Below are 17,033 nucleotides of genomic sequence, written 5' to 3'. Positions count from 1 at the left end.
TAAAAAGGCGCGGCAGTATACCGCGCATCACAGGGGCATACACGCGCCGGCAGTCATTCGTTGGTCGCATGGCTGGGCGAATATCGGACATGGGGTTTGCACTTCAAGAGCTACCCCCTCACCCCAGCCCTCCCGAAACGTCGGACCGCCCCCAAGGGGGCGAGGGGGAAAGGGAGCCGATCTTCGTGCTATTCAAAACCTGAGTTCGGCGCGATGTTTCAGGTCGGTGTACCTCGGATAAACAACTCGGTCAGTTCCCTCTACCTCCGGGAGAGGGCTAGGGTGAGGGGCTTTTAAAGGGGCTTTTTTGACGTCAAATTTCGAGCCCGAAAATCGGTGGTCATTTATCGACTACGCCACTAAAGTGGCAGCCGGTCTGTAGAGTAGGACACTCGGTCAGCCTCCAATCGCACGGTGAGTCAACGATTGACCCATAACGCCATTCAACGTCTTTTGCTCAAACGCTTTGCCCTCGCTGCAGCCACCTATGGATTGGCTTTGCTGCTGCTGTGGCTGGCGTTTTTCACCGGTCATTACGAGCAGTCCCTGAGTGCCATCGCCATCGGCAGCGCGCTGGTGGTGATCAGTCAGGCCGTCCTGTTCGTGCTGTTCTGGAGCGGGCGCAACCTGCGCTTCGCCGACCCCAGCCTGACCGAGGGGCAAGTCTTGCTCGGACTCGGCTGGCAGACCTGGCTGATCGCCCATCTGGATGAAGCGCGCAGTGCCTTCCTGGTGTTCTATGTGCTGATTCTGCTGTTCGGTCTGTTCCATCTGAGCCGGCGGGCGTTTATCCGCTGTGCGCTGCTGGTGTTCTTCAGCTTCTGCGCAATCACCCTGTGGGACGCTTATCACTTTCGCCTGCGTGAGCCCGCGCTCGCCGCGTTGCAGGTGTGCATCCTCGCCATGGTGCTGGCGTGGCTGGTGATTTATGCGCGTTTCGTCCAGGTGTCGCGTCAACGCATGCGCCAGCGGCGCTTTGCCTTGCAGGCGCATCAAGACACGTTGCGCGGGATGATGCGCCAGCTTGAAGATCTGGTGGCCACCGACGAACTGACCGGCCTGTTCAACCGCCGGCATTTTCTGCGCCTGGCCTCGCGCGAGCTGAATGCGATGGACAGCGACGTCGTGCACGGCCTGGCACTGATCGACCTCGACCATTTCAAACGCATCAACGACTTGCACGGCCACGCCGCCGGCGATCAGGTGTTGCAGGCGTTTGCCGGCGTCGCTCAGGCCTGCTTGCGCGACGGCGATGTGCTGGCACGTTATGGTGGTGAAGAATTCGTCGTGTTGCTGCCCGACTGCAATGCCGAACGGCTGACCGCTTGCTGCGAGCGTCTGCGGATCGCCTTCACCGATGTCGAACTGATCGGCCTGAATGTACGCAACCTCAGCCTGTCGGCCGGCATGACCCTGTTGGCGTTGGGCGATGATCTGGATGACGCCTTGCAGCGTGCCGATCAGGCGCTCTATCGGGCCAAGCGTGACGGACGCAATCGCTGTGCGGCCGCGTGGGAGAACGTCGATGCCTGAACTTCGTGTCGCAGAACGGCAATGGTCGGTGGCGGCGGGCAGTAATCTGCTCGACGCCCTCAATCAGAACGGTGTGGCTGTGCCTTATAGCTGTCGTGCCGGCAGTTGCCATGCGTGTCTGGTTCAGTGCGTCCAAGGCCTGCCTGCCGACAATCGCCCGGATGCCTTGAGCGCCGAGCAGCGCCAGCAGGGTTGGCGGCTGGCCTGCCAGTGTCAGGTGATCGAAGACTTGCAGGTGCACACCTTCGACCCGCTCGCCGACGGTCGCCCGGCGGTGGTCGAAGCACTGGACTGGCTCAGCGACAGTGTTCTGCGCCTGCGCCTGACCCCGCAACGGCCGCTGCGTTACAGCGCCGGGCAACATCTGGTGCTGTGGATCGATCACATTGCCCGGCCGTATTCGCTGGCCAGCCTGCCGGAAGAAGACCGCTTTCTGGAGTTCCACCTCGACTGTCGCCAGCCTGGCGAATTCAGCGATGCGGCGCGGCGCTTGCAGATCGGCGACTCGATCCGTCTTGGCGAACTGCGCGGCGGCGCGCTGCATTACGACGCTGACTGGCACACCCGACCGCTGTGGCTGCTGGCTGCCGGCACGGGCCTGGGCCCATTGTTCGGCGTGCTGCGCGAAGCCTTGCGTCAGGATCACCAAGGCGCCATCCGCGTCATTCACCTGGCCCATGATGCCGAAGGGCACTATCTGGCCAAACCCCTCGCGGCATTGGCCGCGCAGCGCGAAAACCTCAGTGTCGAGCTGTGGACAGCGGCCGAGTCAGCCGCCGCTTTGGCGCAACTGCGCCTTGTTTCCCGGCAAACCCTGGCCTTAGTCTGCGGCTCGACGGCCAGTGTCGACGCCTTTGCCCGACGTCTGTATCTGGCTGGACTGCCGCGCAATCAACTGCTGGCCGATGTGTTCTTGTCCCGTGGTTGAACGCTGAATTCATTGGTTCGAGAGATCCTGTGGCGAGGGAGCTTGCTCCCGCTTGAGTGCGCAGCGCTCACAAGCTTTTTGGGGCCGCTACGCAGCCCAGCGGGAGCAAGCTCCCTCGCCACAGTGGACTTTGCTGAGCTGCACTGCTGAGACACGCCATGACTGACGCCATTTTGCTGGAACGCGAACGCGGTTTGTTGACCCTGCGTCTCAACCGCCCGGACAAGAAAAACGCCCTGACCCGCGCCATGTACAGCCATCTCGCCGAGGCGTTGAAACAGGCTGACAGCGATCCGCAAATCAACGCCGTGCTGATCACTGGCAGCAGCGAATGCTTCACCGCCGGCAACGATATTGCCGATTTCATCCAGCAACCGCCGAGTGATCTCGACAGCCCGGTGTTCCACTTCATGCTCAATCTGCTCGAATGCCGCAAACCGGTGATCGCCGCCGTGGCTGGGGCGGCGGTGGGGATTGGTACGACAATGTTGCTGCATTGCGATCTGGTTTACGTCAGCCGCGATGCGCGCTTGCGCATGCCGTTCGTCAACCTCGGGTTGTGCCCGGAGTTCGCTTCCAGCCTGATCTTGCCGCGCTTGCTAGGGCAAGCCAAAGCGGCAGAGTTGTTGCTGCTCGGCGAAGGCTTCAGCGGTGAACAGGCCGCCCAGTGGGGCATCGCCACAGAGGCGTTGGGCAGCGGCGAAGCTGCATTGGCCAAGGCACGGGAGATGGCGTTGCGTTTTGATGAGCTGCCGCCGGAAGCTGTCCGCATCAGCAAGCAATTGATGAAAGCACCGGACCGCGAGTTGATCCGTACAGTGATCGAGGAGGAGGGCGCGTTGTTCACTCAGCGACTGCGTTCGCCGGAGGCATTGGCGGCGTTGACCGGGTTTATCAAACGGCATTGAATCTTCGCTGACTGTGCCGGCCTCTTCGGGAGCAAGCTCCCTCCCATAGCAGAACGGATTTCAACTGTGGGAGGAGGCTTGCTCGCCAACAGGTCCGATCAAACACCACATCTTGTGGGGCAGTATCAAAAAAGCCCGGTCAACCACATGGCAGGGCAACCGCTTTTAAGTCAGCTACGCCCCTGAAAATGCAAACCAGACCTTGAAGATCCTTTATCCAAGCAGGCCCCGCGCAATGAAATGACGAATGACGATTCCGTCGGGTTCAAACCCGAGAATCAAAACTTTATTATCTTTAAGCCATGCCAGCGATGAGGAGCGAAGCTCGAACATCAGCCCGCCAGTGCCAGCGCCAAAGTCTGGATCAAGTTCACCGGCATCCGTAAATCGAGCGACAACGGTTGTTGTGACGTGATGTTCAGCTACTGAATATCCATGGACAAGAATCTTGCCGTCGCTTTGAATCAGGGCGCCTCTCCATGCCAATCTTCGGTCAGCCAAATGGGTTATCAAGGGTAAGCCACGGTTGAATTGGATATTTTCGCTGCCGTCGACTTCTCGACTGATTAATAATCCTGACGACTCAGGGTGTTGAGTTGCACCGCCAAAAGCCAAAAGTCGATTATTGGTCTGTCGAATAGCTCCAGCAGTGCTCAGCCTATAATCTTGCGAACTGATAATTAAATAGCCGTTGTCGGCAAAAGAAAGGTCTGTTTTCCCATCAGGCAGTAGTCTGGTGACCATCGATACCATCTGATCATGTACTGTGTGGCAGAAACCACTCACCGTATACGTCCCGTCGTTTTCCAGCAATATTGACTGCACGTATGTTTCTTTAAAACCGGCGATACCCGGTATTTTTACGAAGCCGGTTCGGTTAAAGCCGGTATCAATAGCTCCATTTTCGTGGAGCCGCGCGACAACCGTATAGATTTCTTCGCGACTCCAGATGTCTTTCCACAGCATTATCTTTCCGTCAGGAAGGGCCAAGGTACCGCTGTGCTGTTGATCTTGCGATGAGCGAGGAGAGGGAGCATTTGTTGAATCGTTGTCGGTAAAGTCGATAACAACTTTGCCCTCTTCGCCAAACCCGAGATCCAGGCTGCCGTCCAGATTCAGACGTACCAGACCTCGAAGCGTCGGCGGATTATAAAGAGCAGCAGTCAGCAATATTTTGCCATCTGCGAGTATGTCTATCTTGGTAGCCGCCAAATTTTTATCGTGGTTGCCGCCGTTATAAAAACTTCCACTGGCATATCCCGCAATGCCAAAGGCAGTGTCGACGATACCCTCTGAGGTCAGTCGCAGACAAAAGTAATTATTATAATTTGGCCCGTCACCGAGTGATCCCGCAATATAAATTCGCCCCATTGGGTCAGTAATGCATGTTTCGGGGTTCAGTAAAACACCGTTCGGGTCCACTTTATCCAGGCGTACAGTCCCGGCCTCGCCAAAAGACGGATCGAATTGACCATCGACCAGTACTGTATTAACAGTCATGTTCATGTCTATTGCCTTCATGAAATATCCAGGCGCGCCCAAACTCGTACCAAACAATTGGAAGGTGGGTTCAGATATCGCCTGGGAGGGTAATGAGGGGCAGAGCCGCACTAATTGCTGGCATGGAAACGGAGCAGGAACCCCTGCGTATTTCTAGTGGTGCCCGTCTCGCCTGCAACGACTATTTTTCCATCTGCCTGCAGGACCACTGCGTGGGTGAGGGGCTCCTCGTGCACCGGTGTGCTGGTCCATCCGACGTTATTGAACGTCGAATCCAACAATCCATCGCTGAGCAAGCGCACCACAACGGCTTCGGAACGTTGATCCGGGCGCTTGATCTGGCCCGCCAAGACGATCTTGCCATCGGCCTGCATAACCCCACTTTTCCAGCGGGTAGTGGTGTTATCCAGGCGAGTGAGCAGTGGTTGGCCACGATTGAACTGAATATTCGCGCTGCCATCCGGTTCGAGGCTGACCAGTACGCCTTGTTCGCCATCTTCGGTGATGCCGATCCCCAGCAATCGATTGTTCGGTTGCCCGATAACAGCCACCAGGCCTGCCTTTAACCGCGGCGCATCAGAATAAACGATAAAGCCTTTCTCGCCGAAGCTGGTATCAAGGCGACCATCGCGGGTGTATCGGGCCAACAAGGGCGTATAGGTTGACTCATCGCTGAGCATCAATCGGCCACACACCATGATGCGCCCGTTCGAGTCAGTCGACCCGCTGGCAAGTCCCACGTCCGCTGCCGTTGCACCGGGATAAAGGACTTGCACATAGCCTTTTTGATTGAAGGTTGTATCGAGCGAACCATCGCTGTTGAGCAGAAAAACGAAGGCGCGTGTATCTGCTTCATGAGTGATGACATAGTTGCGTACTACCAGGATTTTTCCGTCTGCCAGTGGTGTCACCGTGCAAGCAGAGTCTTGACTCTCGCCTTGGATGTCGAGTGCCACCTGCTCATCAATCTCTTCCGGCAGTGGCAGGATGACGTGCCCTGTGGTGCCAAAACTGCGATCCAGCCTGCCGTCAGGGTAGTAACGCGCCAGTGCAGGACTTCTGTAGGCAACCGAGCCAGTCAGGAGCAATTTCCCGTCACTGCAAATTGCAATGGATCGACCGGTGGATTCTTGTGTGCCGCCAAAAGAAGCTTGGACAATGCCTTCCGCCCCGAAGGTGTCGTCCAACGATCCATCTGGCCACATTCGACCTAGCAGGTAGCGACTATTGAGCGGATTCAACGTGCGGGAGCCACAGAAGTACAGATGACTGGATGTCGCCATTACACCCATGATGCGGTTCAGTCCCGCCTCTTGGGTATTCAAAAGAAAGACGCCGCCGTCGGCGAAGCTCTCATCAAAGGTGCCGGCCTGCCGGGTTGGTAGAGATGTACTGTCCATGTGGCACTCCTTCAGTGAACGGGTTTACTCGAGTAGCTACCTGATAGCGACTCTGGTCAACTGTCAGAACTGACAGTTGACAAACCCTTTCACCCAAAGCGATCGCAGCCTTCGCCAGCGTCTGCCTGAAAAACAAAAGCCCCGGCATTCACATGCCGGGGCTTTCGTTTTTCGAACCACCGATCACTCGGTCCCACGCAAAACCTGTGGGAGCGGGCTTGCCCGCGAAGAGGCCGGTGCAGGCACCGATACTCAGACCTGCGGGTCGCCCACGTGCAGGATCTTCATGCCGTTGGTGCCGCCGGTGGTGTGGTAGCTGTCGCCCTTGGTCAGGATGACCCAGTCGCCTTTTTCCACAACGCCGCGTTTGACCAGTTCGTCGATCGCTTTCTGGCTGACTTCGTGCGGTTCCAGCGAAGCCGGATCGAACGGGATGGTGTACACGCCACGGAACATCGCGGCGCGCGCCTGAGTCTCGCGGTGTGGCGAGTAGGCGTAGATCGGCACCGAGGAACGGATGCGCGACATGATCAGCGGGGTGTAGCCACTTTCGGTCAGGGCGATGATCGCTTTGACACCCGGGAAGTGGTTGGCGGTGTACATGGTCGCCAGCGCGATGCTTTCGTCGCAGCGGGTGAATTCCTTGCCGATGCGGTGGCTGGAGGTCTTGCCGGTCGGGTGCTTTTCAGCGCCGACGCAGATACGCGCCATCGCTTGCACAGCTTCCAGCGGGTACAGGCCAGCGGCGGATTCAGCCGAGAGCATCACGGCGTCGGTGTAGTCGAGCACGGCGTTGGCCACGTCGGACACTTCGGCGCGGGTCGGCATCGGGTTCTGGATCATCGACTCCATCATTTGGGTCGCAACGATCACAGCCTTGTTGTGGCGGCGTGCGTGCAGAATGATTTTCTTCTGAATGCCTACCAGCTCGGCGTCGCCGATTTCCACACCGAGGTCACCACGGGCAACCATCACTGCATCGGAAGCCTGGATCAGACCGTCGAGGGTTTCGTCGTCGGCCACGGCTTCGGCGCGTTCGATCTTCGCCACCAGCCAGGCAGTGCCGCCGGCCTCGTCGCGCAGTTGACGGGCGTAGTTCATGTCGGCGGCGTCACGCGGGAAGGACACCGCGAGGTAGTCGACTTCCATTTCTGCGGCGAGCTTGATGTCGGCCTTGTCTTTTTCAGTCAGGGCCGGCGCGGTCAGGCCGCCACCGCGACGGTTGATGCCTTTGTGATCGGACAGCGGGCCGCCGATGGTCACCACGCAATGCAATTCTGTGGCGGTGGCGGTTTCAACGCGCATTACCACGCGGCCGTCGTCGAGCAGCAGCTCGTCGCCCACGCCGCAGTCTTTCACCAGGTCCGGGTAGTCGATGCCGACCACTTGCTGGTTGCCTTCGGTCAACGGATGGCTGGTGGAGAAGGTGAACTTGTCACCGATCTTCAGCTCGATCTTCTTGTTGGCGAATTTGGCGATACGGATTTTCGGGCCTTGCAGATCACCGAGCAGGGCGACGAAGCGGCCGTGCTTGGCGGCGAGGTCACGCACCAGTTTCGCGCGAGCCTTGTGCTCGTCGGGGGTGCCGTGGGAGAAGTTCAGACGGGCAACGTCCAGACCAGCCAGAATCAGCTGTTCGAGAACTTCCGGCGAGTTACTGGCCGGGCCAAGGGTAGCGACGATTTTGGTACGACGGACGGACATGCAAAGACTCCTGAGTTCAAGCGCTAGCGAAGGCTACTATGCTCGAAGGGTGTAGTCATTGTTCGTTTGCACTACTTATCGTTTTCTTTATTGAACGCGACTACCGCACCAACGCGACAATCGGCGCAAACGGTTCTGAAGATTTCCGACGATGGGTCGATACAGAGCACAAGACAGGAGAACCCTCATGCGATTCGTACCCATTGCCGCCCTTGCCCTCAGCGTCCTCGCCGTGACGGGCTGCACCCGTTGGTCGATGAACCATCATTTGAACAATGCCTACAGCGCCTACGATCGCGGCAATTGCGAGCAGGTGATGCTCGAACTGTCCAAGGTCGAACGCGCCAGCCGTGCCCGCCCGTACGTGTGGCCGGAAGTGTCGATGATGCGCGGGCAGTGCCTGGAACGGCAAAAGATGTTTGTCGATGCGGCGCAGACCTATCAATTCATCATCGCCTCGTACCCCAATAGCGAATACGCCTACCGCGCCCGCGCCCGTCTGGAAACCCTGCAGAGCCTGGGTCATTACCCGACGCGCAGCGCCGCTGCCGTGGTGCGTCCGACGCGCTTTTGATGGCAGTTGTCATACAAAAGCTGGCCGGTTGTACAGCCTGAGCTATAGTCGAATCAATCGGGTTTAGAGCCGAGTCTCTAATGTGCCCGTGCAACACCTGCGACTGGCGAGTTGTCAGGTGACGGCGATTTAGCGACCGTCACACCGGAAGCGGGGAGAGCGCGTCTGCCACACAGGCGCGTTCCGAAGCAAAGGTGCGGCTCTGTGATAGAGCCTTGCATGGCGAACTGCGCATGTTTACCGACCGCCGAATCGAACGGCATCAGTTGCCGTATTTCCTCAGGGTATTCAACAGCGTCACCGACAAACCCATCGGCTTTCTTGGCAATGTGTCCGAGGACGGGCTGATGTTGATCAGCCAGTTGCCAATGATGATCGGGGCGGATTTCAATCTGCGTCTGAAAATCCCATGCGACGACGGCTGCCAGCAGGTTATCGACCTCACCGCGTGTTGCCTGTGGTGCCATGAAGACGCCACACCCCTGCATTACGATGCTGGCTTCAGCCTGCAACGACCGCCGCCGGAATACGGGCAACTGGTCGGGGCATTGAAGCAATACTTCAGTTTTCAGCCGTTGCCGGCTTCGGCCTGAGTGCTGCGGCGCCTTCACCATTGCTATCGCTGGCAAGCCAGCTCCCACAGAGATTGCGTCGTTCAATGATGCTGTAAACCTGTGGGAGCGGGCTTGCCCGCGATGGCGTCAGTTCAGGCGCCGCCGGGTTGACGATCAGGTCACGGCAATCGCCCGCTCGTTATCCAGCGCCTGCTCCGCCAGCAACAAACCCATCTCGCTCAATTGATAAATCGCCATCGCCAGATGTCGCGGCTTGTCGTCCAGGCTGTCCGCCAGATCCAGCAACAGAATGCTCACCGAGGAAAACGTTTCGTACGTCTGAATGGCCACAGCTTCGCGGTTGAGGTCGGGGGCGATCATGAACATCTGCATGCCGCGATCCACGGAATTGCGGGAGGATGAGACGGTGGGTTTGAGGTAGTGGTCGAGGGCTTTTTCGGCGGCCTCGTGGAGTTTTTTTGATTGGGCTGATTTGTAAGGGGAAACCGAGTCGTCGGTTTCGGGGGGATTTGGCGTCTCTTTGCACATGTCGTATTTCCTTTTAATGGGGCTGCCACCGTCTCGCGACTAAACGAGGGGGTGGCGGCTGGACGCAGGTTAGTCGACCGGGAGGAATACGAAAAAACCGGCGCGCCCGAGGGCGCCCTGCGCACAGCCACCATCGAGTGCGGGGATAGGGAATACCCGACTTGATGACGCTTATGCACCTTCGTATACCTACCGGGCGACTAAACCCGACCACTGATTGGCAGCGGCACGGATCAAGTTACGGGGCATCGGCAAAGCGCACAAGCCGGCGGATTCTGAGGGATGTGTAGGCAAAGGCGCAACCCGGCGTAGCCTGCGGATGAGGACGTTGCCGGTGGGGGCAAAACGGCTTTTTTCGTACGCGACCGTTCGTCGGGACTGTCAGATTTTACAGGTGCGTAGCGCAGGTGCGGGGGCGTATTTAAAGGCTTCCAGCAAGCCATCCCGCCCCCACCCACCAGAAGGAACTGACCATGGCGACCTTTGAGGAAGAGCCTGTAGAGGGTGCATCCGATGATGCCGAAACCCTCGACTCACCGCCTTATATCCTTACACCCGAAGACAATGCGAGCGTGACGAGCTCCCTCAGGGTCACTGGCGGTGGGCAACCAGAGCGCAATGTAAAAATTATTGATCCGGATACGGACGCGGATTTGAGTAATGAGCAGCAAATGGGATATGGAGGGTATTTTGAACTGGCGTTTAGAAAACCCTTGGTACTCGGGAAAACCCGATTTCAGATTCTGCAATGGAAGATGTATCCGGATTCTTACATGCGTAGCCGCATATGGACCGTTTATAACATGGCCCCCCCCGTCATCGATCCGAAACATGACAACCAGTTGGTGTCGGGCAAGTTTTATCTGACGGGTAAAGGGTGTGCGGCTTACAGTCCTGTCGTCTGCTACAACTTCAATTTGGATCCACCGATAGCGTCCGGACTTGCCGATGCCTATGGCAATTTTTCGCTCGAAATATTTCCTAAAAAATCTGTCTACATGAGACTGACGGTTGCCTGGTTCGCATGGGCTTACAAAGCCATCTCATCCATGACGCAAGTAAGGGAGTTGACCCCCGAAATTCACGTTCCCAATGGAAGTGTGCGAGTGGGAAAAAAACCCATGTTTTCGGGCCTTTGTTTACTGAATTCAACCGTTCGACTTTATAGCTACCCTGACCTTGTGTACTACGGTGATGCGACGGTTACGACGTACGATTGGAAGATGGTGCCGAATGCCAATCTGCCCGAAGGGCAGGTTTCGATGATCGTCAAGGCATCGCTGGAGGGCAAAGAAGCCAGTTCTAACGTTGTGACGCTCGATGTCATGCGTACTCCCTCGATTGATTCCCCTGATGCAGGCGCAGTGGTGGACACAACCTTCACGATTGGAGGTTCAAACGGCATGCATGGGGCCACTGTCGAAATTTTGCGCGATACGGCTGGGCACAGTGTTGTTGCCACCGGCACGGTTATAGGGGAGACAAGAATATGGCGTGTCACTGTCCCGAATATGAAGCCGGGCCCTCTGAGTCTGAAGGCAGAGCAATTCATCGCTGGTGATCACTCCGACAGAACTGATGCGCGAGCATTCAAAGTCCGCCCCGCGCCGGTCTCGAATGTCTCAATAAACACCCCCCTTGACGGCTCGATAAAATTTGCGGGGAGCGGATACTCGGGGGCAACAGTCGAGATCACTCGTGTCAGTGGGCCTGATGCACCTGCGATACCTTCTGTTCCAGTGGTGGATGGCAAGTGGGAGGTCACGGTGCCCAACTGGCCTTTCGGCATTTACTCGCTCAGCATCATTCAAAAGGTTGACGACGGCGCAAGCGGCTGGATCCCTTCGGCACCCATAAGACCCGGCTTCAGTAAAGTTCTGCCTGAAGTCAGCAAGGTGACCTCCACCTCCAGCTATAAACCAACCATCAGCGGCACAGGCATGGACGGAGCCACGGTCAAGCTGTTGAACAGTGATGGGAGCATCACAGACCTGCCCGACGTTGTTGTGAGGAATACTCTATGGACAAGCACGGCGCCGACGGAATGGGGCCCGACGTTTGAGCGCGTCCTTCTGATCAGGCAATCAAAGGATGCACAGACCACCAAGGGCATTAATCACACCGTCACTATCCCCCCTTGGCCCCCGGCCTGAACGACCCGGTCGAGGATGGCCTTTCACCCAGGCTCAGCGGCACGTGCTGGCCGGGAGCGGTGGTGAAGGTCAAATTCAGCGACAGCCCCGAAGAGCATCTGGCAACCGTCTCGAACGGCAACTGGGCTTTCCAGCGAGCCAAGGAATTCGCTCCGGATATATTGCATACCGTCGAGGTCTTTCAGGTCGTTGGCAAGCAAACATCAGAAAAAGCGAGCAAGACCTTCACGGTTCTCGTGGTCATGCTCAAACCGACAATCACCAAGCCGGATGCCGATTCGAAAGTCGGTCGTGTGGTCACTGTCGGGGGCGAAAACGGAATGGCGGGCGCGACGCTGCAGTTGCGAGATGTCCGTTTCGACCGTCCTCTCGGTGCGCCCAAAGTACTGAGTCAGGACGGCGTCTGGTCGATTGACCTGAGCCAACTGGATTTTGCGATCTACACCATCGATGCCCGGCAAACCCTCAAGGGCCGGCCTTCGGAGCCCAGTGACCGGCACAGTTTTGAAGTGGTGCTGTTACCCCCGGAAATTACCCAGCCAACCCCCGAAGGCAAGCTGCCCCGCACGGCGACGCTTATGGGGAAGGGCATGGTGAACGGGCGCGTCGAGGTCTTTCTGGAGGGGCGCCCCGGGCCTTGGCTCACGGACATCGCGGTGGGCGGGAACGGCGAGTGGCAAGTCGACGTCACGTTGCCAGTGGGCAGCAAAACCATCTGGGCGCGGCAAACGTTTATGGATGAAGGTGGCAAGTTGCGGGAATCGGACATTACCGCGTTGTTGAACTATGACGTCGTCCCGGCCGCGCCGTTTATCGAGACGCCGGTCGCGGACGGCCACATCGGGCGGTTGACGGTGGTGTCAGGCTTCGGTGTGCCGGGCGACAGTGTCACGGTGACAGTGGCCGCCGGCGGGCGTTCGATACAGGCCAATACACGCGTGCTGGAGGATCGCACCTGGTCGGTGACGCGAGATTTCAGCTCACTCGTGGGTGGGCGGCGGACCCTTGAAGCGGTGGCATCGCTGGGTGAGTTTGCCTCGCTCGCCGCAACGCGCCCCGTCGTGCTGGGGACTTATCTGCCCACCCTCGACGAGCCGGCGGCGGGCCGCTGGGTCAGTCATCCGCTGCAGTTTGCCGGCCGCGGCCGTAAGGGCATGGGCAAGGTGGTGAGCTGGTACAACCCGGATGTGATGTGGGTGCCGGAGGTGCCCATCGCCAGTGACAAATGGTCCGGTGAGTCGACGCAGTCCTTGCCGGGCGCGGGCAACTGGTACCGATTCCAGCAGGACATCACTGACGGTGCGGACGGTGCGACGGTTTCCGATTGGGTCGACAGCCAACGCTTTGAAGTCGAGCCCGCGCGGCCGCCTTCGGTAGATACCTGAGTCTGCGTTTCCCGACGAACGGTCTTAAAACCTGTCAGATCTGACAGTAGACGCGGACCGCGTCCAAGCGCCAAATCGTACTCACTGAAAGCACAGCCTGGCGAAGACGCCAGGCTGTTCGGGCCAGTTGTCGACTCAAGGAACCTGATCATGGCTGATTCGCGTCGTCCCGCCCTGCAACTGTTCGCTCAGTTGTTTGGTGAGGGCCAACACGTACAAGACACCGGGCTGAAAAACCTGCAGTCCTACCTTGAGCAGGAGGGGTCGATTTTTCCTCTGGTGGAGAAGGGCGTTCAGGGCCTGGTCAGGGAGCTTGAATTGCGCCCGGATGACGCAAAGCGGTTTTTGCGCAGGGCCAACAGCATGGCCACGTATGTGCGTCGCCAGTTTATCGAGCAGACCCTGACGGGCGACAAAACGGTCGCAGCACGCCCTTCGAGCGGCTTGTTGTCGATGGTTGAAGGTCCCGATTATCACAATCTGATCGGCACTGATTTTGCCGCGTTGTGCCCGGTGGATGCGCTGGAGTCGATCTTGTCGCCGGTGGCCTACCTGATCGAATTGTTGCGCTGGATTCGCGACCGCATCGAGTCTATTCCAGGGCGCGAGAAAAAATACGAACTGCATGAGCGCCGTATGGATCTGCTGCCCCTGCAGGTCGACTTCAACGCGGTGTATCAGTCGATATCGTCGGTGGACATCATCATTGCGGTGCTGGAGGCGTTCATCACCAGGAACCTGCAAGAGACGTCGATCGAGGATGGCTTGATCGAAGCCCGCTACCCCAATGGCCTGCCGTATTACCAGCACTGGGTCACGATTGACGGCGTTGTGCAGTTGCACGGTCTTTCGGTCGGGGACTTCGAGCACAAAGTTGACCTGGCATACCCCTATTTTCTGCAAGCCAATGCCCGTGGCGCCAATACCGGTCGCGGCTTCGCCAAGGCTTCAAGGCTCGGCCCTTATCAGCGGCAATTGCTGACTGAGGAACGGGTGGATTATGAAGAAGGTCGCGAAGGTTTTTACGCCCGTAACTTCGGCACGGATGATGCCAACAATAAATACGGCAATCTGAATCAGGTCGCTTTTTTCGGCGAACGCACAAAGTTGGGCAGCACACAAATCGAAGCCTTGTTGTCGATTCGCGATTTTGCTCCGGTGCGCTCGCCCAATGTACAAACCTACCCCGGCAACATTCCGGAGGAGCCAGATGCGCGTGAAAGCGAGCGTTCGGGCTCGGTCTACATCAACAACAACACCGTACCGGCGTTGGGTATTTACGACGATGGCCAGGACCGCCATCGACTGACGGCAAACCCCGACACAGTCTCCGGTTTCAATCACTACGACCGGATGAACCGGATGGTGCGTCTGGCCAACTGGACGGGATTGCCTTACGACCAGGTCGATGCGTTGCTGGTGGCGGCCATCAGGGCTGTAGAGCGTGGCAATGCACCTCCCGATGGGAGCGAGATGATTATCTCGGACGGCGTAGTTCACGCCTTCGGGCTGTTTCAGACCCTGAACGAGCGCTATGGCTGCACCGCCGCTGACTTTGCCGTGTTTATCGGTGAACTGTCACTGTACGGTCGCGGCGAAGCGCTCTCGCAGTTCGACCAGATCTTCAACGGTCAGAACGGTTATCTTCAACCGCTGGTGCTCGACAATGGTCCGTTTCCCCTGTTACCGGCGCCGGGCCAGGTCGATTTGACGATCAGCCAACTGTGCAGCGGTCTGGCGATCGACCTGCAGACGTATTTTTATCTGGCAACCACGGTGGCCAAGGCTCATGGATTGACCGACACGCTGAGGCGCAGTCCGGCGATCATCTCAAGCTTTTACCGTTTGGTCAGACTGCCGCGGTTGCTGAGCATCACACCGGTTGAAGGTGTGCTGATGCTGTCGGTACTCGGCGGGGATGCATGGGTCAACGGCCTGGCAGGCATTCCACTTATCCACACCGTGCCGGGCAGCGCTCCGGATGTGCTGGAACTGATCGAAGCCATGCGCAGCGGTGAACAGTGGTCGACGCAAAACAATCCGTCGATTTTGTGGACGTTGCAACACGTGGTCGCAGCGCAACCGGCACTGGAGCCGTCCGAGCAGGATCTGCAGTTTTTTGAACAGATTCGCAACTTGTTGCCGACCGCGCTGTTATCCAACAGCACTTTTCTGATGGCGGGTGTGCCGCCGGCCGGCGCCGCTGACTGGCTGGATTTCCTGGCGACCGGCGCGGACGGTCTGGGTCCGATTGTCGATGCCGATGGCCTGCTTTTACCCTTTGACGGGACAGCGGAGCATTACTCGGCTGTTGTTCGTGAAAAAGTCACTTGGGCCGTCGAAGCCGGCTTGGGGGCGATCGATGTGCCATTGCGCCAGTCCATCATCGAAACCATGTCAGGTGTGGTTTTGCAGGTGCGGGACGCTCAGGCGTCGCTGGTCAAAGAGACGCTGGCCGTTTATGCCGGTATCGCTGTGGAACTGGCCATACCCGTTCTGAGTTGGGCCGATGCCACGGTCCATTATCTGTTGCAAGAAGTGCTTGAGCATTACGACGTGAGCGCCGAGGCATCGCGCCGACCAGCCAGCCGCAACGCCAGCCCGCTGCTTGATCTGCTGGCTGAAGTACGACGGCGCAGCGAGGTCGTAGTGACGCTGGACTTGAGCGCCACGCTGTTGCTGGACTATCTGGAGTATGGTCACTTGGCCTGGTTTGATCAGGCCGACAAACATGAGTTGTCGGTGCGCACACTGTATTACCTGACAACGTTGACCCGGGCATTCGACTTAAGCGAGCAACCGGCGCAAAAGCTGTTGGATTATCTGCGTCAGGTCAATGCATTGCCCACTGTCACGGGCGATGCGCGGAGGCTGGCGCAACAGGCCGCCGCCATCAAACTGGCCGATTTTTTTGGCTGGAGTGTGCAGGAAGTGCGCGAGTGCGTCAGCCGCATCGACACCACCGACCTCAAGATATTGAAGAACCTCAGTCAACTCGATCTGTTGATGCGCGTTCGTGTGCTATCGGCTGAAACCGGCATGGACGCGTTGACGATTTTTCTGGTCGGCAGTTTGCCCGAGAGCGGCGACAAAAGAGCCTATGCCGATGCCGCCGAACTCGTCCTGCTGGGTGAGCAACGTTCACGCGCACCCATGGTGCACGTGCCGGGTGACCTCAAAGCGCTGGTCAAGACCACGTGCACCGTAGAGGGTTCTTCCACGGTGGTGGCCAGAAAGCGTGGAGAAAAAGTCACCTTTAAGGTGACGCTCATCGATGCCGAGGGGAAGCCGTTGAGCGGCGTCAACGTTTACTGGCAAGCGGCCTTGGGCAACATCGAAACGGGCGCTACCGAGGTGAACGGTACGCTGCTGGCCACCTTCACTCCGGGAGCGATCATGGGCACGGACACGCCCGTGTACTGGCTGGATCTGTTTGAGCCTGAGTACGCGCCGTCCATCGATATCGTCGCCGAGTCCAGTACCCTGAATTTTCCACCGGCAGAATTGTCGCCAACGCCGTTGGGGATTGTGCCAAAAGGCCAGGAAGTCGAGCTCTATGCGCTGCTTGAGGACGCCTACGGCAACCTTGGGAAAAACTCGCTCGTGGAGTGGGAATTCGAGTCCTACGAACCCGGGATATTCACAAGCGCGACTATCCGGCCAAGGCAGGGGTTCACCGACAAGCAGGGGCTGACCCGGGTCTTTGTGTCGAGCGAAACGGGGGGCACCTTTGTTTTCAGCGTCAGAACCCAGTCTGGCGAAAGTGAAACCGTCTTCGTCAAGCCCATCACCTTCGAATGAGCAGATATCGCGGTCAACGGTATCTCTTGCCGACCGCGTGTCCC

Annotated in this window: 12 protein-coding genes; 8 read left to right on the top strand and 4 right to left on the bottom strand. The window is 58.1% G+C overall.

From position 1 onward, the window contains the following. Positions 1-426: 426 nt before the first annotated feature. From AC3WMT_RS16790 to AC3WMT_RS16780, 3 genes are all read left to right on the top strand, one after another. Positions 427-1,533 carry a GGDEF domain-containing protein gene (locus AC3WMT_RS16790; RefSeq protein ID WP_103306420.1) on the top strand — a complete coding sequence of 369 codons (1,107 nt, stop codon included), beginning with the start codon at positions 427-429 and terminating at the stop codon, positions 1,531-1,533. Beyond that, positions 1,526-2,461, top strand: coding sequence for an iron-sulfur-binding ferredoxin reductase (locus AC3WMT_RS16785; RefSeq protein ID WP_103306421.1), 936 nt, complete (start codon positions 1,526-1,528; stop codon positions 2,459-2,461). The genes AC3WMT_RS16790 and AC3WMT_RS16785 overlap by 8 nt, the downstream gene beginning before the upstream one ends. A gap of 158 nt (positions 2,462-2,619) precedes the next feature. After that, the gene (locus AC3WMT_RS16780) at positions 2,620-3,369 is read left to right on the top strand and encodes an enoyl-CoA hydratase-related protein (protein WP_103306422.1); all 750 of its coding nucleotides are present in this window, start codon (positions 2,620-2,622) and stop codon (positions 3,367-3,369) included. Positions 3,370-3,582: 213 nt separating this feature from the next. On the opposite strand, the gene AC3WMT_RS16775 is transcribed toward AC3WMT_RS16780, so the two are convergent. From AC3WMT_RS16775 to pyk, 3 genes are all read right to left on the bottom strand, one after another. Continuing rightward, positions 3,583-4,875, bottom strand: coding sequence for an NHL repeat-containing protein (locus tag AC3WMT_RS16775; RefSeq protein WP_158249185.1), 1,293 nt, complete (start codon positions 4,873-4,875; stop codon positions 3,583-3,585). A 104-nt stretch (positions 4,876-4,979) separates the two neighbouring features. Continuing rightward, complete coding sequence (locus tag AC3WMT_RS16770) at positions 4,980-6,269, bottom strand: hypothetical protein (protein ID WP_103306424.1); 1,290 nt, start codon at positions 6,267-6,269, stop codon at positions 4,980-4,982. A 252-nt stretch (positions 6,270-6,521) separates the two neighbouring features. Continuing rightward, on the bottom strand, positions 6,522-7,973 hold the full coding sequence (gene pyk, locus AC3WMT_RS16765) for a pyruvate kinase (RefSeq protein ID WP_103306425.1): 1,452 nt from the start codon (positions 7,971-7,973) through the stop codon (positions 6,522-6,524). A 187-nt stretch (positions 7,974-8,160) separates the two neighbouring features. Between pyk and AC3WMT_RS16760 the strand changes: the two genes are divergently transcribed. Together AC3WMT_RS16760 and AC3WMT_RS16755 are read left to right on the top strand one after the other, a co-directional pair. Then, positions 8,161-8,547 carry a tetratricopeptide repeat protein gene (locus tag AC3WMT_RS16760; protein WP_007951249.1) on the top strand — a complete coding sequence of 129 codons (387 nt, stop codon included), beginning with the start codon at positions 8,161-8,163 and terminating at the stop codon, positions 8,545-8,547. A gap of 233 nt (positions 8,548-8,780) precedes the next feature. After that, positions 8,781-9,140 (top strand): PilZ domain-containing protein, encoded by a 360-nt coding sequence (locus AC3WMT_RS16755; RefSeq protein ID WP_103306426.1) that lies wholly within the window; start codon positions 8,781-8,783, stop codon positions 9,138-9,140. A 135-nt stretch (positions 9,141-9,275) separates the two neighbouring features. Here the strand turns inward: AC3WMT_RS16755 and AC3WMT_RS16750 are convergent, their stop codons facing one another. Continuing rightward, positions 9,276-9,650 carry a DUF6124 family protein gene (locus AC3WMT_RS16750; protein ID WP_103306427.1) on the bottom strand — a complete coding sequence of 125 codons (375 nt, stop codon included), beginning with the start codon at positions 9,648-9,650 and terminating at the stop codon, positions 9,276-9,278. A gap of 473 nt (positions 9,651-10,123) precedes the next feature. Here AC3WMT_RS16750 and AC3WMT_RS16745 point away from each other — a divergent pair, with 473 nt between their 5' ends. The 3 genes from AC3WMT_RS16745 (at position 10,124) to AC3WMT_RS16735 (ending at position 16,989) form a co-directional block, all read left to right on the top strand. Continuing rightward, positions 10,124-11,803 (top strand): hypothetical protein, encoded by a 1,680-nt coding sequence (locus AC3WMT_RS16745; protein WP_103306428.1) that lies wholly within the window; start codon positions 10,124-10,126, stop codon positions 11,801-11,803. A 62-nt stretch (positions 11,804-11,865) separates the two neighbouring features. Further along, the gene (locus tag AC3WMT_RS16740; RefSeq protein WP_103306429.1) at positions 11,866-13,188 is read left to right on the top strand and encodes a hypothetical protein; all 1,323 of its coding nucleotides are present in this window, start codon (positions 11,866-11,868) and stop codon (positions 13,186-13,188) included. 150 nt (positions 13,189-13,338) lie between these two features. Further along, complete coding sequence (locus tag AC3WMT_RS16735) at positions 13,339-16,989, top strand: Tc toxin subunit A (protein ID WP_103306430.1); 3,651 nt, start codon at positions 13,339-13,341, stop codon at positions 16,987-16,989. Positions 16,990-17,033 lie beyond the last annotated feature (44 nt).

It is taken from the genome of Pseudomonas sp. FW305-7 (assembly GCF_058786735.1).
This window is presented reverse-complemented; position numbering and strand designations above follow the sequence as displayed.